Annotated in this window: 16 protein-coding genes; 8 read left to right on the top strand and 8 right to left on the bottom strand. The window is 61.5% G+C overall.

What is annotated here, in order from left to right:
* Positions 1 to 13 precede the first annotated feature (13 nt).
* The 5 genes from ACSBQV_RS21715 to ACSBQV_RS21695 form a co-directional block, all read right to left on the bottom strand.
* Positions 14 to 1,105, bottom strand: a complete 1,092-nt coding sequence (locus ACSBQV_RS21715; protein ID WP_168188556.1) for a fimbrial protein — start codon at positions 1,103 to 1,105, stop codon at positions 14 to 16.
* A gap of 34 nt (positions 1,106 to 1,139) precedes the next feature.
* Positions 1,140 to 3,686, bottom strand: coding sequence for a fimbria/pilus outer membrane usher protein (locus ACSBQV_RS21710; RefSeq protein ID WP_099785029.1), 2,547 nt, complete (start codon positions 3,684 to 3,686; stop codon positions 1,140 to 1,142).
* Between the two features lie 59 nt (positions 3,687 to 3,745).
* A complete protein-coding gene (locus tag ACSBQV_RS21705; RefSeq protein ID WP_099785031.1) occupies positions 3,746 to 4,450 on the bottom strand; it encodes a fimbria/pilus periplasmic chaperone in 705 nt (234 codons plus the stop codon).
* Between the two features lie 61 nt (positions 4,451 to 4,511).
* Positions 4,512 to 5,042 (bottom strand): fimbrial protein, encoded by a 531-nt coding sequence (locus ACSBQV_RS21700; RefSeq protein WP_099785033.1) that lies wholly within the window; start codon positions 5,040 to 5,042, stop codon positions 4,512 to 4,514.
* 110 nt (positions 5,043 to 5,152) lie between these two features.
* Positions 5,153 to 5,539 (bottom strand): winged helix-turn-helix domain-containing protein, encoded by a 387-nt coding sequence (locus tag ACSBQV_RS21695; protein WP_158234578.1) that lies wholly within the window; start codon positions 5,537 to 5,539, stop codon positions 5,153 to 5,155.
* A gap of 830 nt (positions 5,540 to 6,369) precedes the next feature.
* Here ACSBQV_RS21695 and ACSBQV_RS21690 point away from each other — a divergent pair.
* Entirely contained in the window at positions 6,370 to 7,863 is a 1,494-nt protein-coding gene (locus tag ACSBQV_RS21690; protein WP_099784616.1) for a PLP-dependent aminotransferase family protein, read from the top strand.
* Here ACSBQV_RS21690 and ACSBQV_RS21685 read toward each other — a convergent pair.
* A complete protein-coding gene (locus tag ACSBQV_RS21685; RefSeq protein WP_033645389.1) occupies positions 7,860 to 8,774 on the bottom strand; it encodes a DMT family transporter in 915 nt (304 codons plus the stop codon). The two genes, ACSBQV_RS21690 and ACSBQV_RS21685, sit on opposite strands and share 4 nt — an antisense overlap.
* A 298-nt stretch (positions 8,775 to 9,072) precedes the next feature.
* Here ACSBQV_RS21685 and ACSBQV_RS21680 point away from each other — a divergent pair, with 298 nt between their 5' ends.
* From ACSBQV_RS21680 to ACSBQV_RS21660, 5 genes are all read left to right on the top strand, one after another.
* The gene (locus ACSBQV_RS21680) at positions 9,073 to 10,311 is read left to right on the top strand and encodes an SrfA family protein (protein ID WP_099784618.1); all 1,239 of its coding nucleotides are present in this window, start codon (positions 9,073 to 9,075) and stop codon (positions 10,309 to 10,311) included.
* Positions 10,311 to 13,256, top strand: a complete 2,946-nt coding sequence (locus tag ACSBQV_RS21675; protein WP_168177222.1) for a virulence factor SrfB — start codon at positions 10,311 to 10,313, stop codon at positions 13,254 to 13,256. The genes ACSBQV_RS21680 and ACSBQV_RS21675 overlap by 1 nt, the downstream gene beginning before the upstream one ends.
* Positions 13,253 to 15,433, top strand: coding sequence for a virulence factor SrfC family protein (locus ACSBQV_RS21670; protein WP_099784612.1), 2,181 nt, complete (start codon positions 13,253 to 13,255; stop codon positions 15,431 to 15,433). Before ACSBQV_RS21675 ends, ACSBQV_RS21670 begins: the two co-directional genes overlap by 4 nt.
* A gap of 93 nt (positions 15,434 to 15,526) precedes the next feature.
* Positions 15,527 to 15,937 (top strand): VOC family protein, encoded by a 411-nt coding sequence (locus ACSBQV_RS21665; protein WP_099784610.1) that lies wholly within the window; start codon positions 15,527 to 15,529, stop codon positions 15,935 to 15,937.
* 8 nt (positions 15,938 to 15,945) lie between these two features.
* Entirely contained in the window at positions 15,946 to 16,200 is a 255-nt protein-coding gene (locus tag ACSBQV_RS21660) for a hypothetical protein (RefSeq protein WP_099784608.1), read from the top strand.
* A gap of 17 nt (positions 16,201 to 16,217) precedes the next feature.
* Here ACSBQV_RS21660 and ACSBQV_RS21655 read toward each other — a convergent pair whose 3' ends face one another.
* On the bottom strand, positions 16,218 to 17,417 hold the full coding sequence (locus ACSBQV_RS21655) for an NAD(P)/FAD-dependent oxidoreductase (protein WP_099784606.1): 1,200 nt from the start codon (positions 17,415 to 17,417) through the stop codon (positions 16,218 to 16,220).
* Between the two features lie 300 nt (positions 17,418 to 17,717).
* Between ACSBQV_RS21655 and pitA the strand changes: the two genes are divergently transcribed.
* Positions 17,718 to 19,220, top strand: a complete 1,503-nt coding sequence (gene pitA, locus ACSBQV_RS21650; RefSeq protein ID WP_033645348.1) for an inorganic phosphate transporter PitA — start codon at positions 17,718 to 17,720, stop codon at positions 19,218 to 19,220.
* Positions 19,221 to 19,293: 73 nt separating this feature from the next.
* Here pitA and uspB read toward each other — a convergent pair whose 3' ends face one another.
* On the bottom strand, positions 19,294 to 19,629 hold the full coding sequence (gene uspB / locus ACSBQV_RS21645; RefSeq protein ID WP_004930978.1) for a universal stress protein UspB: 336 nt from the start codon (positions 19,627 to 19,629) through the stop codon (positions 19,294 to 19,296).
* A gap of 434 nt (positions 19,630 to 20,063) precedes the next feature.
* Between uspB and ACSBQV_RS21640 the strand changes: the two genes are divergently transcribed.
* Entirely contained in the window at positions 20,064 to 20,837 is a 774-nt protein-coding gene (locus tag ACSBQV_RS21640) for an SDR family oxidoreductase (protein ID WP_099784604.1), read from the top strand.
* The last annotated feature ends 93 nt before the right edge of the window (positions 20,838 to 20,930 follow it).

Below are 20,930 nucleotides of genomic sequence, written 5' to 3'. Positions count from 1 at the left end.
GCCCCGTGCCGGTTCAAAAGTAGTTGATATTGAAAGTGACGGTCGCGTCGGCGGTGCCCGGCGTCACCGTGGACTCGGTCTGAATATAACGGGCCCGCAGCGGGATGGTGAAAGCGCTGGGCGTCGTGACGGGCAGCGGAATTTTAATCGCCCGCGAGAACCGCACGCTCTGCGGCGAAGACGCCCCATACCCCAACTGAATGCCTACGCCACCGGCGCTGCCGCTGCCCTCTTTCACGCTCATGATGCCGTTGGCGTCATCGATCACTGCCGTATTGGGCGTCAATGAAAGCGTCAGGCTGTTGCCGGTTGTGCCGCTGATGCTGCCAGTGCCGTTATCGGAATACTGAGCCTCGACCGTGCCGTGAAATTTCGGGCAATTCAACAGGCGGATAGACGCATCTTTCCATTCGGTCACGCTGCCTTTGCCGGTGAAATAGCGGCCCATATCATACTTGCCCATGGCGACGAACACGTCCGGCGTGGTGCAGGTTTGCGCCTCCACGTTGATCGCACCGGTAAAGCACAGCCGCATCGCCGTAAAGGGCGCCGCGGTCGGCCCCACCCGTGTCATCAAGCAGGGCAGATCGGAGCCGGTGACCGCACCAGGCTGAATATTCCCTGTCTTGATTAAACGAATGCGATATTTGAACACGTTGCTCGACCAACCGTTCTCCTCCACCACACGCGTACCGTTGGAAATATACGGCAGGAGGAACGTGTCCAACGCGTGGTTATCAATAAATACCCCCACACCGGGCAACCCGGTCTCATACACTTTGCCGAATGCCCCGGAGCTCCATGCCGATAGGGGATGAGGCGGCGTGTCATAATCCATGACCAGCGCGACGAACGTCTGCGGCGTATCGCATTTGACGAACACGTTTCTGAATGACGGATTGAAGTTTTGGGTATAGATGACCGTACCAACCGGCACGTCGGCGCCAATGGTGATATTGCCGGCACCAAAAGGCATATCGATATGCAGATCGTTTTTAATGTCGGACTTATCGCTGTAATAACAATCGGCCCAGGCCGAATGGGTCAGGAGCAGCGCCAGTACGACCAGGCTCCGCCAAATGACGTTGATATTTCGCTGTTTCACGCCGCTATCTCCTCTATTCCGGTTTACGATCATGTCAATTTTCCGTCCCATCGCCGCTGCGACAGGGCAGCCGAAAACGCTGCAACGCCTGGCGAGCTCCCGGCTGCTGCGGTATCAGCCGATAGCCCAAACGGCACTGATTGGCACCGCCGCTACCCCAACGGAGCGTCAGGCGTCCCCGATCCTTGCTGACCCGCGCATACGCCAGCCCACCTTGCCCCACAGCACCAACCACGGCACCGCCCTCGTCGAGCACCTCGGCGCCGAACGGCGCCGGTGCACCGGCAACGGCGGTATCGATCAGAATCGGCGTGCCTTTACGGGCGTGATATTTCACTTTCACCAAGGCGCCAGCGTATGGCGCCACTTTCTGCGTGGTCTCATCCAGCTCGATATCGGACGCCGCCCCTTGAGGATCCAGATTGATTTCATTGAGCTGGTACGGATTCAGATAAGGCACCAGCGCGTAACCGCGCGCATCCACAAACACGCCGGGATAGTTCGAGACGCCCGCGCCTTCGGCCCCTTTCGCCTCCACCAAAGCAAAGGTCTCCGAGCCGTAAGAACTGAACACGATGCCGCCGGCATGGCCCACCACGGTGCCGCTGAGTCCGGCGGAAGCGCTGCGGTAGCGGCGGCCCGTGCTGTAAGCGCCGCTCAACAGCGCGGCCCGATCGCGATACTGGCCGTTCAGCGAACCGCTGGAACCACCGTGAGAGGTATTCATCGCGCTCAGGCCATAGCTGAATTGGCGATCGGCACCGGCGTTGCCCGACACGGTCGCCTGCTGGCTCGATGATCCGCTGCTGTCGCGAGCCAGTCCAAGGCGCAACTGGGGCGTTGTAGCATCACCGCGGCGGCCCAGCGGCAAACTGACGCTCAGCAGATAATTGTTTTGCGCGCGGCCGAAACTCGATTGGCTGCGCGTCATGCTCAGGCTATAGGCGATGGCGTCATAACTGTTGCTGTATCCCAACTGATACTGCTTATCGCGCCCCTCTCCGTTCCAGTAATCCTGCAGCGAACCGCTGACATAGAACTGCCCCCACCCCGACGTCAGCCCCTGCGAGATGGAAAACGTCACCCGATTACGGACGCGCAAAATATCGCCCTCTTCGCCGCCTTGCCTTATCCGATCGCGCGTTTGCATCGCGGTCATGAAATCCATGTAGCCGGAGGTGGAAAAGCGGTAGGCGGCCAGCGACAGGCTGCTGCCGGTTTCATTGACGGTTTTGCTGTAGCTGAGCCGATAGCTCTGCCCCCCCTGCCGCCGCTCGCGGCTCAGCCGGCTGTCGCTTTGGGTCACGTCAAGCCCGACTGCGCCTAACGAAGAGCCGACGGCCGCCCCCAGTTGCACAGCCTGATAATTCTCGGCCCCCTGCAACCCGCCGTAGGCGGTCAGCGCATTGGACAGGCCGCGCTGGTAGGTGGCCTGATACAGCCAGGGCTTATCCCGCAGGCTGTCATTGTCTGCCTTGCCAAGCACGACTTCGTAGCGATCGGCGCCCGGCCGCAGCAGCTGAGTGACCGCCGCATACGGCACGCTGAACACGCTCAGGGAACCGTCTGCTTCACGTACCGTCACCTCCAGATCACCGCCGTAGCCGGTGGGGTACAGATCGTCTATCAGGAATGCCCCCGGCGTTACCGCGGTCTGATAAATGACTTGCCCCCCTTGCCGCACGGTGACCTGCGCATTGGTTCTGGCGATGCCGCGGATTTCCGGCGCATAGCCGCGCTGCGACTCCGGCAGCATGCGTTCGTCACTGGCCAATTGCACGCCGTTGAACGCCAGCGTGTCAAACAGTTGGCCGGTGGTATTGGACTGGCCGATCACGCCCCGCCCCTGCCACGCGGGAATATCGCGCTGCAGGTAGGTGTTAATGCTGTCGTATTGAGACGGGCCGTTTTGCGTCCAACTATAGACGCCGTTATGGCGCAGATACCAGGCGCCGAGGTTCGCGCCGCCGGATAGGCCGGCGTAAAACGAGTTGTAGTCCCCGCCGCGCGACGAACTGGTATAGCCGTTCAGGTTGTAATTCATGAACAGGGCCGAAACGCCGCTGTCCCATTGCGCCGAATTGACGCTGCCGCGCGCGGCCTTGTGCATATACATTTGCGGGATCAGGATATCCAGCCGCTGCTCGCCGCTGTCGAAATTCACCTGCGCATCGGGTATCTGCCGAGACAAATCAAAGCAGGCTTCTCCTTGCGCCAGCGGCGCCAAGGCCCCCTTTGGCAACGTGGCGTCGTTAAACGCAATGCCCTGCACCAGAGCCGGCGTCAGGCACGGATACAGGCTGCTGTCGGCACGCGTCTTAAACTCGATCTCTTTATTGCCGATGCTGTCGCCGTTGAGATAAACCGCGACCCGGTGTTTACCGGCCAGCCCGGAGGCGCCGCGCACAAAGCGAGATAAATCCACCGCGTCACGTTGGCCTACATTAAGAAATGACGGATCGAATTCGACGCTTTCCGCCCCGGCATGGCCGCTGAACGCACCGATGGCGCACCACAATGCCGGCGTCAACCGCGCAACCATGGCCAGGCCGCCGCGCGCAACGCAAAAATAGTCGGTCATGTTCATTTCCCTGCAGAAGCGGCTACTGCCGGTGATGCATTAATGGCAACGCTGGCCGCTCATTTCACCCGCGTTTCAAACTGATGAATGGCGCCGTGATCGTTGACGAATTCGACACCAATATTTTTCCCCGCCACGGCGCCGAGACCTTTAAATTCCAGGGCGGATTGCGGGGCGATCATTTGCCCTTCGATCTCTTTGCCATTGGCCTTCAGGCTCACCAGCGAGACGAAATACGGCGTCGGGTTGAAAGCTTTGATTCCCCCCGCCGTCGCGGACCAGTTCAGTCTCTTCGCCGCTTCATTGGCGTTGCCGCTCAGCCCCGCAGGGCGGAAGAACAGTTTGATACGCGATCGAAAGGCCATTTGCAGCGCGCTTTCATCCGCCCGCAGCGCTTTTTTTGCCGGAATTTCCAGCACGTTCAGCCAGAACACGCTCTCTTTATCTGTCGGCAATGCCGTGCCGGTATAGCTGAGACGCAGCGTTTGCCCCTTGCCGGCATCAACGCGATTAATCGGCGGCGTCAAAATAAAGGGGACGTTGATATTTTCCGGTTTTGCCTGAGGATCGCCGTCATCGATCCAGCTCTGAATTAATACCGGTGATTTTCCGACGTTGCTTAATTTAACGGTGACGTCTTTTTCCTCAGCGGAATAAATAACCCGCGTCCCGTTAATCACCATGCTGGCATTAGAAGCAGCAGAAAAAAAAGTAACACATGCCAGAAAAATCGCACGCGAAATAGTACGAGCCTGACTGCCCATAATATGATTACCCCACTCTCGTGTAAGATATAGGGGGAAAGCTCCCCCCCTGAAATCGCCGTTATTTGTATTGCAGCGTATAGACGACGTTGCTGACCACCGTGCCGGCGGTCGCCGCACCCATGGCGTAATACTCAACCACGTACGGCAACGTGGCTATGCCGGTAGAAGGGATGGTGTAGTAAGTCGCGTTCGCTATCTGGCTTGGGCTACCCGCCACGATAGGGCTGTAAGAGCCGGACCCTTCTCGCAGCTGCAGCACGACGTTTTTGGCCGTACCTGAGAGGTTGCGCAAGCGGCCGGCGGAGTCCACGCTTGGACCAGCCTCGAAGAATGCGGCCGCGCTCTTCAGCGCTCCCTGACAGTTTTGCAGACTCAGCTGAAACGCCGTACGGCCTGCGGTCCAGCTCATCACGCTTAATTGGCTGTCGCTGACGGTAGGCAGCGTCACGATCCCACTATCACCATCAAGTTTCACATCGCATGTCGTGGCAGTCACGGTGCCGTTAAAATTGATCGTCCCGGCACTGGCGATATGGCTCTGACCCGCCAAACCCAATAGGGTAAACAATATCGCGGAGGATCTTTTCATATATGCTCCTGATTATTTTAACTATAACGCATTTATTTCCGTAGAGGGTATCCAGCGGGAACCGATCGTATTGCCCTGTGCGGCTTACGCCTGACACCAGTTAAATACGATCACTCATAGAACAAAGGCGTAACGATAGGGTTATTTAGGGTATAACCCGCCCCCTTCACATTAACAATGAAGTCATGCGGCAAACCGAGCGCATCCAGTCTGAGCCGCAGCTCTTTCACGGTTTGCCAGAGTTTTTGGCTGGATGATGAATAGCTGTTGTCATCCCAGACCTTTTTCAATATTTCCGTTTTAGTGAGCCTTTGCCCTTTGCCGTGTTGTTGCAGTAAAAACACCAGCAAACGCACCATAGCGTCGTTTAATGTGACGGCGCTAAAATGCACCCACTTTTCCGGCGACAGTGAATTGATTTTCACCAACCGTTTATTGGCGATATCCAGTTGAATATCGTTATCAATAATAAAACCGAAAAGATTGCGTTCCATCATTAGAATTCCCTGAAAAAATATAAAACACGTCATTTAGAATCATAATGGTGACGAGCCATTATAAATTCAGAAATCTCTTGGGCAATCCCCGCAAATTAATCAGTTATGGTCATCAAATAGCGATAATAACAGCGATTTCTATTAAATAAACACGCATGCACCCTATTTTCAACTCCGTAATTTCGTCACCAAGTCAATAATCATGATTCTCATCGCCATTAAACAGTGAGTTTTTAATCCTGCATTTAAAATAAAAGCAGTGGCAAATGCTAATGAAATAGCCAAGGCTCTGTCGCTTTCTCCCCTTATCCGCGCCGATATACATTTCAAAAACTGATGATATTGGCCAGTTAAATTCCATAGACCCATATTACACGAAAGCAATTGCACTCAGTCTTATATATCGATAATTACACAAAAAACAAGATATAAATCCGATAAAATAATATAAATAGGTTTTTATATATTAAAATTAGAAAAAAAATAGAACGCATAGAATATCAGACTTATACAATTATCTTATTTTAAGCCCATTTGTAGACTCTCGTGCCGTCAGTGTCTGCATTCGCTGCAGAAATAGCGTAAAAATCCCCTTAACGGCCGATAATAACGACGGTACGCGTTAAAAAATAACGTTGTCAATATATCGACAAGCAACGCCCCATAAGGGCCGGACAGGGATCGAATACCGTCATCGTCATGCCACAGCGCTGAGGAGTTTTACAGCAGGCGCGCGTTCTGTTTTCAATCATGCGCGGCGCATTAGCGAACAGGGCAACAGTGGTTTACTCTGAATATTCATTTTCGCACTGTAAAGCGAGCCGGAATGCATGCCCAGAACAGCCAAAGTTGTTGACGTCCCCGCCCTCGGCGAGATTGACCGCCAGGCGGGGCAGCTTAGCCACCAACTGGCGCAGGCCCTGCGCCGGGCCATCCACAAAGGCGATCTGAAAGCGGGCGATCTGCTGCCTTCGACGCGCCGGCTGTCGGCGGCGCTGAATCTGGCGCGCGGCACGGTATTGGAGGCGTTTGCTCAGCTGACGGCGGAAGGCTTTCTTGAACCGCAGCCCGGCTCCGGCACCCGGGTCGCCCACTATCAGGCGCCGCACCGCACGCCACACGCCACGGTGCAAACCGCTCCGGCCACAGCCGTGCCGCTTTCTTCACAGGCGCAGCATCTGGCGCGCTTTGCCGCCCAGGCGCGGGCGCTGCCGCCGGTGCCGTTCACCGTGTCGGTCCCGATCGGCGATACCGCGCCCGACGATGTCTGGCGGCGGCTCGGCAACCGCATCCGGGCGCGCGGCCCCGGCGCCCCGTCGGGCTATGGCGATCCGTTGGGCGCCCTGCCGCTGCGCGAAGCCATCTGCGATTATGTGCGCCGTTCCCGCTCGGTAAACTGCACGCCGCAGCAAATCCTCATCACCGCCGGCACCCAGCAGGGACTGTATCTGGCCGCGCAGATCCTGTTGGACGCCGGCGACAGCGCCTGGGTCGAAGATCCCGCCTACGCCGGCATCACCGCCATTTTCGACAGCCTGTTTCGCGATCGGCACATGATTAGGGTACCCGTCGCCGACGACGGCATCGACGTTGCCGCCGGCGTGCGCCTGGCCGCCGACGCCCGCGCCGCCTTTGTCACGCCGTCGCATCAATATCCGCTGGGCATGCCGATGAGCATGGCGAAAAGAAGCGCCCTGCTGGCCTGGGCCAGAGAACGGCAGGCCTGGATCGTGGAAGACGATTACGACAGCGAGATGCGCTACGCCGGCCACCCGTTCCCTTCGCTGCAAGGGTTGGCGCCCGAGCGGACGCTCTATCTCGGCACCTTCAGCAAGGTGCTGTTCCCTTCGCTGCGGTTGGGTTACGCCATCGTGCCGCCGCCGCTGGTCGACGCCTTTTGCGGCGCCCGGATCCTGATGGATCGTCACCCTCCCAGCGCGGATCAACACGTACTGGCCGCCTTTATCGCCGAAGGGTATCTCGACCGGCATATCCGCAAAATGCGCGGCGTCTACGCCGAGAAACGCCGGGTGCTGATCGAGGCGATCAACGTGCGCATCCCGGCCGCGTTGGGGAGGGTGCAGCCCTGCGATCAGGGCATGCACATGGTGCTGTGGCTGAGGAAAGATCTCGACGACGTGCAGGTCGCCCAGCAGGCCAACGAAGCCGGATTGGCGCTGCGGGCGGTATCGCCGATGTATGCGCCCGGCCACGGTGAGCCGGGTCTGGTGCTGGGATTGGGCGGTTACGATGACCGCCAGGTGCAGCAGGCGGTGGAACGGCTCGGCGAGGTGATCCGCGCCTGCGCCCGCAACGGGGCCTAGCGGGAAAAGCGCTTGGCGCCGAACACGCAAACCACCACGCCGGCCATCACGGCGATCATCATCGGCTGGACGGTTTCCTGCAGCAGCCAGCCCGCCAGCGCCAGGCCGAAAAACGGCTGCAGCAGCTGCAATTGCCCGACGGCGGCGATGCCGCCCTGCGCCAGGCCGCGATACCAGAAGATAAAGCCGATCCACATGCTGAACACCGAGACGTAAGCCAGTGACAACCAGGCGGCACCGCTGACGACGGGCCAAGCGGCCGGCGCCGCCCACCACGCGGCCGCCAGCGTCAACGGCAACGCCGCCACCAGCGCCCAGGAGATCACCTGCCAGCCGCCGATCCGGCGCGACAGCACCGCGCCTTCGGCATAACCCAAACCGCACAGCAGCACCGCGCCGACCATCAGCGCATCTCCCTGCCAGGCGCCGCCGCTCCCCTGGCTCAGCGCGAACGCTCCCACCAGCGCGGCGCCGATGCCCGAAAAAGCCCAAAAAGCGGGCTTGGGGCGCTCACCGCCGCGCAAGACGCCAAAACCGGCGGTTGCCAGCGGCAGCAGGCCGATATACACCAGCGAATGCGCCGAGGTGGTGTGCTGCAGCGCCAACGCCGTCAGCAGCGGAAAACCGATGACCACGCCGAGCGCCACAAACAGCAGCGGCGGCAAATCGGCCCGCGTCGGCCGCGCCTGGCGAGTGATCCGCAGCGCGCACAGGGCCAGCAAAGCGGCGATCGCCGCCCTGATCGCCGTCAGAAACAGCGGATCGAGCTCCAGCACCGCCACCCGGGTGGCGGGCAACGAGCCGCTGAAGATAATCATGCCGAGGAAACCGTTCATCCAGCCCTGAGCCGAATGCCCGACGGCGGGATGAGCAGGGGTAACAACAAGCGTTTTTTCAGACTGACTGTCCATCATGCGAATGCTCCGCACGCCTGAGGCATACCGAAATCGGCAACCCGCGAGGCGAGGTCATAGTGAAAGAGAACATCGTTCCCCCGGCGTCGCTTGCCGGGGCTGCGTTCTATTTTTCAGATAAAGCGGTTCACAGACAGGTCCAGATAGCGAGATTTTCACTGTGCCGGTTGCCAAAGTGCGCCGCTAACGCCAAAGAAGGGCGTTTTTCGGGCTGTCCTTGGCCGTTTGGCGGCATCGCCGGCGGGGTACCATGGACTTTTATGCGTTTTTGCAGAACAGGACAAGGTGCGGCGCCGTGGTGAAACCCTTCTTACGCAGTGGCAGTTTGGATGATGTGCTGGCTTTAGGCGAAAACGGGCAACCGATCTACGCCTGCGCGCAGCAGCTGCGGGAAACCCTGCGTCTTCGCCGACAGCAGCAGGCCGCCGACTGTCTGGCGATCCCCCAGCCGAACGAAAGCGGCACGCGCATCGACTGGTATGCGCCCTTTCCGGGCAAGGTGACCTCCTGGCTGGCGGCAAGCGATGCCCAGCGCGCGCAGGCGGTGCGCCACCTGGAACACTGCCTGGCGACCTTCCGCAGCCTGACCGAACAGACCCGGGCGACCGATCACCCCAGCCACCGCCTGTTCGGCGCGCTGCTGGCCAAAGCGATGCACATTCCCGATCCCAACCACGTCTACCTGGTGGACGATCGGCCGGTGCTGACCTTTTGGGGCTTTATCAAACCGCAGGCGCAGAGCCCGGACGATCCGTTAGCCTGCCTGCGCCCGCTCGAATCGGAAGTGGAAAAACCGGCGCCGATCGCCGCCGCTCCGCGCAAACCGGCCGTTGTCGAACCGGTAAAACCGGCCCCGGCCGCCGAGCCTGAACCGGTGCCCGCCCCGACGGCGCCCGCCGAATCCCCCGCCGTTGTTCGCCCGCGCCGACGTCACGCGCTGTGGCTGTTGCCGGTACTGCTGCTAGGCAGCGCGGCGCTGGCCGCCTGGCTGCACCGCTCACCGCCGCCGCAACCGGCGATGCCGGCTGAGGTGCGCCATCCGGCAGCGCCGGAAAAAACCGCCGCGCCGTTGCCTGAGCTGCGCTTGCCGCTGGCGCACGCCACGCTGATGCCGCCGCCCCCGGCGCCGGTCATCCCGCAGCCGGCGGACAAAAATGCGCTGGTGCTGCCGCCCGAGGCGGTGAAGGCCGGCTCCACCCGTTTCCTTAACGGCAAATGGCGCGCCACGGTGGCGCTGAAAGATCCGATCACCGGCAAGCGCCCCAGCCTGCAATACCGCCTGAACGCGGGCAAAGGCAGCGCCGTCATCGCCTACGGCGACGGCGTCACCTGCCGGGTGGCGGTCGAGGCCGGGCTGATGCAGTCCGGCAATCTGGTGATCAACAGCCGCACCAAGGCGCGCTGCAGCGACGGCAGCCGCTACCAGATCCCGGAAATCGTCTGCCGCCAGGGCGAGACCGGGGCCGCGGAATGCACCGGCCGCTACGATGCGGACACCACCTATCCCATGACGTTCAAGCGCGAGAGTAAATGATGCTGGCACCCCTTACGGACTACAAACACGGCATTACGCTGATTCAGGACAGCGGCATTCAGTTTATGGACTTTGCCCTGACGCCGCGGCTGGACGCCGAGTTTCCCGGCAAATTCGTGCGCAAGACCGCCAGCGGCCCGCTGCTGCGCCTGCAATGGGAGGCCGAGAGCGGCAAATACCAGCTGCCGGCCGAGGGTGGGCAAGCCGCCGAAGTGGTGCGGCCGGAGTTCAGCTACCCGCTGCAGCAGTCGCTGCGCCTGCTGGATAAACTCTGGCTGCCGTTGCCGTTCTTGCGCTATACCGCCTCGGGGATATTCTTGTCGGGCCCGGATAACTGGGCTCGCCTGCAGGTGGTGCAGCTGGATGAACCGGATCAAGATGGCAACCTGCTGCGGGTGCTGCTGGCCTTCGATACCCGCGCCGCCGCGCCCGGCCAGGAAGCGCTGGCGCCGGGCGAGAGGGATCTCGGCGCCGGTCTGAGCTTTGCGCTGGCGCACCGCAACCACGAACTGGGCGAGTTCCTCGATCTGACCTGGGTGGACGGCTGGCTACGCGAGGCGTTCAGCCAGCGCGCCGCCGAGTTGGAACAGCGCGCCGAGGCGGAGATCAACGCCGGGCTGAAAACCTTCGAGTATCAGGCGCACTACCTCAACCTGTTGCACATGCTCGGCCATCAGCTGACGGTGCCGCAGATAAAAATAGCGGCGGCGACGCTGCAACAGCCGGCGATCGACGTCGATCTGGTGTTGGACGTCGGCAATTCTCACACCTGCGGCGTGCTGGTCGAAGACCATCCGGAAGAGAGCAACGGCCTGAAGCAAACCTATGAGCTGCAGCTGCGCTCGCTGTCCGAACCGCATCACGTCTACAACGAACTGTTCGAGAGCCGGGTGGAGTTTTCTCGGGCCGCGTTCGGCAAGCCGCATCTGTCCTTCCAGAGCGGACGCGACGACGCCTTCCAATGGCCGTCCATCACCCGCATCGGCCGTGAAGCCGCGCAATTGGCGCAGCGACGCGAAGGGCATGAAGGCACCACCGGCATCTCCAGCCCGCGCCGCTATCTGTGGGACGAAGAGCGCTATGCGCCCGGCTGGCGCTTCAACGAGCGGCACGAGCCGATGGCCGCCGCCGCGCCGTTGACCACCTTGATCAACGACGAGGGCGTGCCGCTGTCCGCCCTGCCGACGGCCGAACGGCTGCCGGTGTTCGCCGCCCATTACAGCCGCAGCGCGGTGATGAGCCTGATGCTGAGCGAGCTGTTGGCGCAGGCGCTGATGCAGATCAACAGCATCGCCCAGCGCAGCCGCATGCCGAACGCCGCCGCCCCGCGCCGTTTACGCGCCATCATCCTGACGCTGCCGTCGGCGATGCCGAAGCCGGAGCGCGAGATCTTCCGCCGCCGCATGCAGGAAGCGATCGGGCTGGTGTGGAAAGCCCTCGGCTGGCACCCGCAGGATGCGCCGTTCGACGGCGCGCACACTCGCTTCCCGGCGCCGCAGGTGCAGATCGAGTGGGACGAAGCCACCTGCGGCCAGATGGTCTATCTGTACAACGAAACCCAGGTGAACTTCGCCGGCCGCACCGACGCCTTCTTCGCCGCCATGGCTCGGCCCGATCGGCCGCTGGCACCGGGTGAACAGCCCGGCAAGACGCTGCGCATCGCCTCCATCGACATCGGCGGCGGCACCACCGATCTGGCGATCACACACTACTCGCTCGATGACGGCGTAGGCAACAACATCAAAATCAACCCGCGCCTGCTGTTCCGCGAGGGCTTTAAGGTCGCCGGCGACGATATCTTGCTGGACATCATCCAGCAGTTTGTCTTGCCCGCCGTGCAACAGGCGTTCGAGGCCGCCGGCGTGAGCGCCGCCGCGGCGCTGATGGACAAACTGTTCGGCAACGAAGGGCGCATGGACGGGCTTTCCACCCTGCGTCAACAGGCCGCGCTGCAGATCTTCATGCCCGCCGGACGCGCGCTGCTCGCCGCCTATGAGCAGTACGATCCGCTGGACAGCCGCGCGGAAATCGCCGCCGGCCTCGGCGATCTGCTGCCGCAGCGGCCGACGCCGCAGGTGCTGGCGTTTATCAACGGCGAAGTGCAGCGCGAAGCCGACAGCGATGCCTTCGATATCCTGCACACCCCGTTGGTGATCCGTTTGGCCGACCTGCACGCCGCTTTCTTGTCCGATCGCATCGGCATCGGCCGCTGCCTGCGCCTGCTGGCCGAAGTGGTGGCACTGTACACCTGCGACGTGTTGCTGCTGACCGGCCGCCCGGCGCGCTTCCCCGGCGTGCAGGCGCTGCTGCGCCACCTGCAGCCGCTGCCCGCCAGCCGCATTCTGCCGCTCGAGGGGTATCACACCCGCAGCTGGTATCCGTTCAACAAACGCGGCCGCATCGACAACCCGAAATCCACCGCTGCCGTGGGCGCCATGCTGTGCCTGCTGGCGATCGATCTGCGGCTGGAGAGCTTTTACTTCAACGTCGGCGATTTCCAGCCCTACTCCACCATTCGCTATCTGGGCATGCTGGACGGCAACAACATGCTGGCGGACGATAACGTCTATTACCGCGACATCGATCTGGATCGCGCCGATTTCGCCCTCGATCCCGCCGGCAGCTTCCAGCTTCGCGGCCCGCTGCGTCTGGGCTTCCGCCAGCTGGACAACGAACGCTGGCCGGCCTCGCCGCTCTATACGCTGACCATCAATGACGCCCAGCTGGCGCGCAAGCTGGCCGGCGACGCGGTGATCGGCCTGCGGCTGGCCATCACCGCCAGCGCCGAGCAGGGCGCCGAGAGCGTCAAGATCGCCCAGGCGCTGCTGGCCGACGGCAGCCCCGTCCCGGCGCACCACCTGCAACTGAAACTCAATACCCTGGCTGCCAGCGCCTCCGGTGCGACCCACTACTGGATAGACAGCGGGAGCATTTACCCACGATGAACACGCAAACCCTCGCCCCAGCGGCCCCGAATAACGCGCTCAGCGCCGGCATTTTGCAGGCGATCGACTGGGTGGACACCGCACGCCGTCACTCCGCCCGCCTGGAGCGGGAAGCCGATCGGCTGATACAGCGTTTGCGGCGTTGCCATAACCGCGCCGTACGGTTGGAAAATACACGGCCTGCGCAGGTCGCCATCGGTTTATATGGCCACAACGCCGCCGCCAAAGCCCATCTGTTGGCGGCGCTGGCGCCCGGCGCGAAACGCTTCGATGCGGACCTTTCGCTCGCGGTGCGCTACTGCACGGCGGCCGAGACGGGGCCCGCCGATTATCCGATCGCCCTCGCCTTGCTCGATGAAGCGCACTGGCTGGCCATGACGATTGACGCCGCCGCGATGAGCGGCTTCCGCCCGGACTGGGACGCCCGCGCGATCGCCGACCACCTGCAAGCGCTGACGCGCCACCGACAGGCGGTCGCCATCGATGGCCTCGACGGCAATGCCGTACTGGCGCTGTGGGACAGCCTGTGCCGCCACTGCGACAAAGAGCAATCCACGCTCGACAGGCACTTCTGGCCGCAGGCGGTGACGCTGGCGCCGCTGTTGAGCATCGATGACCGCGCGCGCCTGTTTGCGCCGCTGTGGGGAGAAGAAGCGACGCTGACGGCGCGTTACCGCCAGCTGGCGCACACGTTGCAGGCGCTCGACGGCAGCAGACGGGTTCATGCCCCGCGCCGCGCGTTGGCGCAGCTGACCGCAAGCGCCGCACCGGAAAACGCCACGATCGCCGTCATGACCGAAAACGGCGATAAACGGGAGATCGCACTGAGCGATCTGGCCTGGCTGACCGCAGAAGTGACCACCCTGCTGCCGCAGACGGCGCAGGCAGGCTTGCCCGCCGACGTGGCGCTGATCGACCTGCCCGGCAGCCGCACCTGTCCGCAAGCGGAGCCGGCGCAGCGTCTGCAGCAGGCGAAGCGCGCCCATTTACTGGCCCGTTGCGCCGACGGCCTGCACGCCAGCCTGCTGCTGGTGACCGATGCCGCCGCAACGCCGCAGGACGCCGCGCGCGTCGGCCAGGCGCTCGCCGATTGGGTCAACCACACCCAGGGGGAAACCCCGGCGCTGCGCCAGCGCCGCAAGCCCGGTTTAATCTGGGCGATCACGCCGTTCGACCTGCGCCAGGAAGGCAAAGCGCGGCCCGACGACGCCGTCCAGCGTCAGGTCGGCGAGCCCGGCGACAGCTGGGCCACGCTGCTGGCGCTGGATGAACAGGACTGCCGCCGGATGGTGAACTACCTGGCTGCACAGGCGCGCCCGGCCCACAAACAAGCGCGCTTGCTCGAACAGCGTGAAGAGTTGCAGCGCGAACTGACGGAAAGCCTGCTCGGCAACTGGCTCTCCGTCGCCGATCCGCACGCGGCGCAGCAACGCGCCCAGCAGCTGTTGCGCGCGTTGCAGGCGCAGGCCGGCCGCCACGGCGAACTGCTGGAACGGTTGTTGCCCCAGCGCGATACGCTGCGCCAGCTTTATCAGCAACAGCAGCATACGACGCCGTCCCAGACGACGCCGCCTTCGCCGTTTGGACTGGATATCGATCTGTTCGGTGCGCAAGACCCTGCGCCGCCCGGCGAGCAGCCCGCATCGCCTTTCGCCGCGCGGATCTTCGCCGACTGGGTCAACCATCTGCGCGCGCTGCCTGACAGCCGCCGGTTGCTGGATCTGCTCGGCGTCGACAGGCCGCACCTCGAACTGCTGGTCGATGCGCTGATCGGCGCCGCCTGCCGCCTGCGGCTCGACGACGAACTGGAGCGCGCGCTGTGCGCCGGGAGCTTGCCGGAACAGGGTGAAGATCGGCAGATCAGCCAGGCGCTGGCGCTACTGGGCGACTTCGTCGCCTGGCTCGGCTTCCAGCGGCGCGACGCGGCCACGCGCCCCGAGAGCCGCGTCAATCCCGGCCAACCGATCTTTACCCCACCGCCGCAGCCGGCGGTGGACTGGAGCGGCCAGCAGCGGCTAACCCGGCTGGCGCCGACGCCGACCAAAAATACCGCGTTTTATATTTATGACTGGCTGATCGGCCTGCAAACGCTGCTGGCGGAGAATGCCGCGATGGACAGCGCGCTTGGTGAGGCGCAGCGTGCTGAGCTGGAGGAGATCGTGGCCGCTTTGCGATAAGCGGCGGCGCTGACGGCAATAGGGGAGAAAAGAGGATAAATCGGGCGCGACCGCTTAAGCTAAAGAATCACGTACCGCTCTTGGGAGAGAACCATGCCCCCTTTCAGCCTGAAGAATATCGATCATGTGGTTCTGCGCGTGCGCGATATGCAGAACAGCCTGCGTTTTTATACCCAGGTCATCGGTTGTGATATCGCCAAACAGCGGCCGGATTTGGGGCTGGTGCACCTGCGCGCCGGCGCCTCCATGATCGATCTGGTGGACGTCAACGGCATGCTCGGAAGAAAAGGCGGCATGCCGCCCGATGTCAGACAGCAGAACGTCGATCACTTTTGCCTGCGCATCGATCCGTTCAACGAAGACGCGTTGCTGACCTACCTGCGATCGCAGGGGATCGACGCTGATCCCGCCGAATCGCGCTACGGCGCGGAAGGCGACGGGCCGTCCATCTATTTCAGCGATCCGGACGGCAATCGCGTGGAATTGAAAGGGCCGGCAGGTTGAGAGAGAAAATGGAGCCTAATCAACTGAGAAAACCGATCGCCTCGGTGATTTTTGTCCTGGTATTCGCTGTCTTGCCGAACATCATCCCCTCTCGGCTGCTGCCGACACCGGACATGGCGTTGGAAATGGTTCACAAGTCTAATGAATGGGGGCTCGGCGATCCGCAAGCGCTTTCGACAGCCTACCTGCTGATGCTTTATGCAGCAGCAGCGGCGGCGCTCGCTGGGTTGTATCTGCGTTTTATGCCAAAAAAATCGGCCTGACCCGTCACAGCTGAACGTTAACGCCCCTGCGCCGCCAGCGCCTGGGCGCAGGCCCAGGCCGAGCTCCAGGCCCACTGGAAGTTGTAGCCGCCCAGCCACCCGGTCACGTCCACCACTTCGCCGATAAAATAGAGCCCCGGCGCCTTGTGGGCTTCCATCGTCTTGGAAGAAAGTTCGTTGGTGTCGACGCCGCCGAGCGTCACCTCCGCCGTGCGATAACCCTCGGTGCCGTTCGGCTGCACGCGCCAGTTCTGCAACAGATCCACCAGCGCCGCCTGCTGCGGCGCATTCAGCTGCTTCAGCGTCGCCTCCGGCAGTTGCCCCAACGTCTGCAAGCATTCCACCAGCCGCTTCGGCAAGTGCAGCGCCAGGGTGTTTTTCAGGCTTTGATTCGGGTGTTGCCGACGCTGTTCATCGAGGAAGCCCGCCAGATCCAGCTCAGGAAGTAAGTTAATGCTCACATACTCACCAGGCAGCCAGTAGCTGGACAGCTGCAATACCGCCGGGCCGGACAGGCCGCGATGGGTGAACAGGATGCTTTCACGGAAGCTGACGCCGTTCTCGGCGGTGATCACCGCCGGCACCGACACGCCGGACAGCGTTTGCACATGTTCCAACAGCGGCTTATGCAGGGTAAACGGCACCAGCCCGGCGCGCGTCGGCAGCACCCTGAGGCCGAACTGCTCCGCCAGCTTGTAACCGAACGGCGAGGCGCCCAGCCCCGGCATGGATAATCCGCCGCTGGCCACCACAAGCGAGCGAGCACTTACTTTTTCGCCATTGAGCGCCAGCGCGTAGCCGTTCTCGGTTTTCTCCACACCCAGCACTTCGCTGCGCAGGCGCATCGTCACCTGGCCCAGCTCGCACTCTTTGACCAGCAGATCCACCACCTGCTGCGCCGAATCGTCGCAGAACAGCTGCCCCAGCGTTTTTTCATGGTAGGCGATGCCGTAACGGTTGATCAGATCGATGAAGTCCCACTGGGTGTAACGCGCCAGCGCCGACTTGCAGAAATGCGGGTTGTTCGACAGATAGGCCGCCGGTTCGGCGTACATGTTGGTGAAGTTGCAGCGCCCGCCGCCGGACATCAGGATCTTGCGGCCCGGTTTTTTGCCGTTGTCGAGCAGCAACACGCGGCAACCGAGTTGCCCCGCCTGCGCGGCGCAAAACATGCCGGCGGCGCCCGCCCCAATCACTACGACATCAAACTGTTCCACCTGAGCCTCACTTATCAAAACCACAATCGCGACAAAAGAGCGCCATATTACGCCGTTTCGCCGCCGGTCACCGCCAAATTCACGGCGGCAGATTGTAAAGCCCCGGCAGCGCCAACGCCATAGTAAGAAAATATTACAGAGGTCAGAGCAGATTAACGCGTTGATATTCCATATTTTTGTTATAGACACGCCACCATTTCGTCATGTCCAAATCAAAAAAACGTCATATTTTCCTTTTCCCCGGCACCGGTTGTCACTGATAATGCGCGGCGTTCATGTCCACAAACTGGCGTAACGCTTATGCTGCATTTGTTCGCTGGCCTGGATTTCCATACCGGCCTGATGTTAATTCTCGCATTGTTGTTCGTGTTGTTTTATGAAGCCATCAACGGTTTTCATGATACGGCCAATGCGGTCGCTACAGTTATTTATACCCGCGCCATGCGCTCGCAACTTGCGGTCGTGATGGCAGGTTTGTTCAACTTTCTTGGCGTAATGCTCGGCGGTTTGAGTGTTGCTTACGCCATCGTCCACTTGTTGCCTACCGATCTGTTGTTGAACGTCAGTTCAGCACACGGATTAGCCATGGTCTTCTCCATGCTGTTGGCGGCAATCATCTGGAACCTCGGCACCTGGTATTTCGGTTTGCCGGCGTCCAGTTCCCATACGCTGATAGGCGCAATCATCGGTGTCGGTTTAACCAACGCCCTGATGACCCACACTTCGGTCGTGGATGCGCTTAACGTCCCGAAAATGATTGGCATTTTCCTTTCTCTGCTGTTCTCGCCGCTGGTCGGCATGATGGTGGCGGGAGTGATGGTGTTCGCCTTGCGCCGCTATTGGAGTGGCACCAAGAAACGCCAGCGTATCCACATGACCCCAGCGGAACGTGAAAAGGTCGACGGCAAACGCAAGCCGCCGTTCTGGACCCGTATCGCGCTGATCCTGTCGGCGATTGGCGTCAGCTTCTCGCACGGCGCCAACGACGGTCAGAAAGGCATCGGCCTTATCATGCTGGTGCTGATCGGCGTAGCCCCGGCCGGCTTCGTGGTCAATATGAATGCAACCGGTTATGACATCACCCGTACGCGTGACGCCGTGACCCACTTGCAGCAATATTACCAGCAGCACGGCGACGCGCTGTCGCATGCGGTGTCGTTGACGCCGCTGGTGCCAAGCCCGGATGACGAAGCCACGCCTGGCAAACCGGCCGAGTTCCACTGCGACAGTTCGCGCGCCATGCCGGCGATCGAGCTGGCTCAGGGCATGCTGACCAACCTGCAAAGCTACGATCAGTTGACGGTTGAGCAGCGCAGCCATTTGCGCCGCCTGCTGATGTGCGTGACCGACACGGCGGATAAAGTCGCCAAGCTGCCGGAAACCTCATCCGCCGACCAGCGCTTCCTGAAGAACCTGCGTCAGGATCTGCTGCAGACCGTCGAGTACGCGCCGATGTGGATCATCGTCGCCGTCGCGCTGGCGCTGTCGCTCGGCACCATGGTGGGCTGGAAACGCGTAGCCACCACCATCGGCGAGAAGATCGGCAAGAAAGGCATGACCTACGCCCAGGGCGTATCGGCCCAGATGACCGCGGCGCTGTCGATCGGCGTGGCGAGTTATACCGGCATGCCGGTCTCCACCACCCACGTTCTCTCTTCGGCGGTTGCCGGGACGATGATCGTGGACGGCGGCGGCGTGCAGAGCAAAACCGTGAAGAACATCCTGTTGGCCTGGGTGCTCACCCTGCCAATCTCGATTCTGCTTTCCGGTGCGCTGTATTGGGTCGCGTTGAAGCTGATCTAAGCGACAAGCATCATGAGGAAGGCGGCCGCATGGCCGCCTTTTTTTTGCCTGCATCAAGGGAAACAGAAAGGCATTAATACCAAATCATCATCGCTATCAGGCAGATGACCACCAGGCCGCACAGGGCCGAAGTCAGCATAAACTGCCCGCGCACCCGCTCGCAGCGGCGAATAAACTCCGGATCGTGGTGCTCGACATAGCGCTGCGCGAAGATATAACGCACCAGCCTCAGCTGCTTGCTGGGTTGGCCGTGGGCGGTAAAGAAGCCGCCGCCGTCGACATATTGGTACAACAGCGGGTCACAGCCGCGCAATACCACCAGCAGCGCGCGCAGAGAAGAGTAATACCGCACCATGTTAACCACACACACCACACACAAGGCCCAAAACAGCGCGACGGTACTGATCATGATTGCCCCCTCAAGGCGTTGTTATCCGCGGCCATCCGCCGGGTCCAACCGCCCTACCTCATTACCCGATACTCTGCTGGAGCTTACCGCTCTCATCCCCTTTTTTTGCCTGCTCGGGCCACGCCCATAACCCACCGCCTCCAAAGACGTTGCCGCACCGCACAGAGAGATTTGCACGGCATGGTTCTACTCAGAGGAGAAATGGTGAGGCCCATATCCATCATTGTAGGTTAATGAAACGCAAACTGGCCTGAGCAGTGGATAAAATTTACCGCCCTGTGCCGAAAAGTCACCTGCCGGGGCGTTATAAGTGATAACCGCCCGTTTTCGATTAGGCTGTTTTTATGGATAGTCTATCCCGCGCCACGCCGCTGATCTTTCCCCCCACGCTGGCTAGACTCAGGTTTCCGTTACGCTTATCCAAGGAAACTGTTATGGCAAACCATTCAATCAAGGGAAAAACCGTCCTGATCGCCGGCGGCGCCAAGAACCTCGGCGGGCTGATCGCGCGCGATTTGGCTGAGCAAGGCGCCAAAGCGGTGGTGATCCACTACAACAGCGCCGCCTCCAAAACCGAGGCGGAGAAAACCGTCGCCGCCATTCAGGCCGCCGGGGCGCAAGGCGTCGCGCTGCAGGCCGATCTGACCACGGCGGGCGCGGTCGAGAAGCTGTTCGCCGATGCTGTCGCCGCCGTCGGCAAGCCGGATATCGCCATCAATACCGTCGGCAAGGTGCTGAAAAAGCCGCTGATCGACATCAGCGAAGCCGAGTACGACGAGATGACTGCGGTCAACGCCAAAACCGCGTTCTTCTTCCTGAAAGAAGCGGGTAAGCACCTTAACGACAACGGCAAAGTCTGCACGCTGGTCACCTCGCTGCTCGGCGCCTTCACGCCGTTCTACGCCGCTTACGCCGGCACCAAAGCGCCGGTGGAGCACTTCACCCGCGCCGCCGCCAAGGAGTTCGGCGAGCGCGGCATCTCCGTGACGGCGGTCGGCCCCGGCCCGATGGATACCCCGTTCTTCTACCCGGCGGAAGGCGCGGACGCCGTGGCCTACCACAAGACGGCGGCGGCGCTGTCGCCATTCAGCCAAACCGGCCTGACCGATATCGAAGACGTGGTGCCGTTCATCCGTCATCTGGTCAGCGACGGCTGGTGGGTAACCGGCCAAACCATCCTGATCAACGGCGGCTACACCACCAAATAAACCCGGCGGGGGCACCTATCGCCCCCGCACCTGCTCGCGCGCAACCGCGCCATGCGGCTACACTCTCTGTCAGAAACGGCGCCAAGGAACAGC

Source organism: Serratia sp. B501 (assembly GCF_051172315.1).
GTDB classification, from domain to species: Bacteria; Pseudomonadota; Gammaproteobacteria; order Enterobacterales; family Enterobacteriaceae; genus Serratia; species Serratia ureilytica.
Note: the sequence above shows the minus strand (reverse complement) of the source record. Positions and strands in the feature narration are given on the sequence as shown.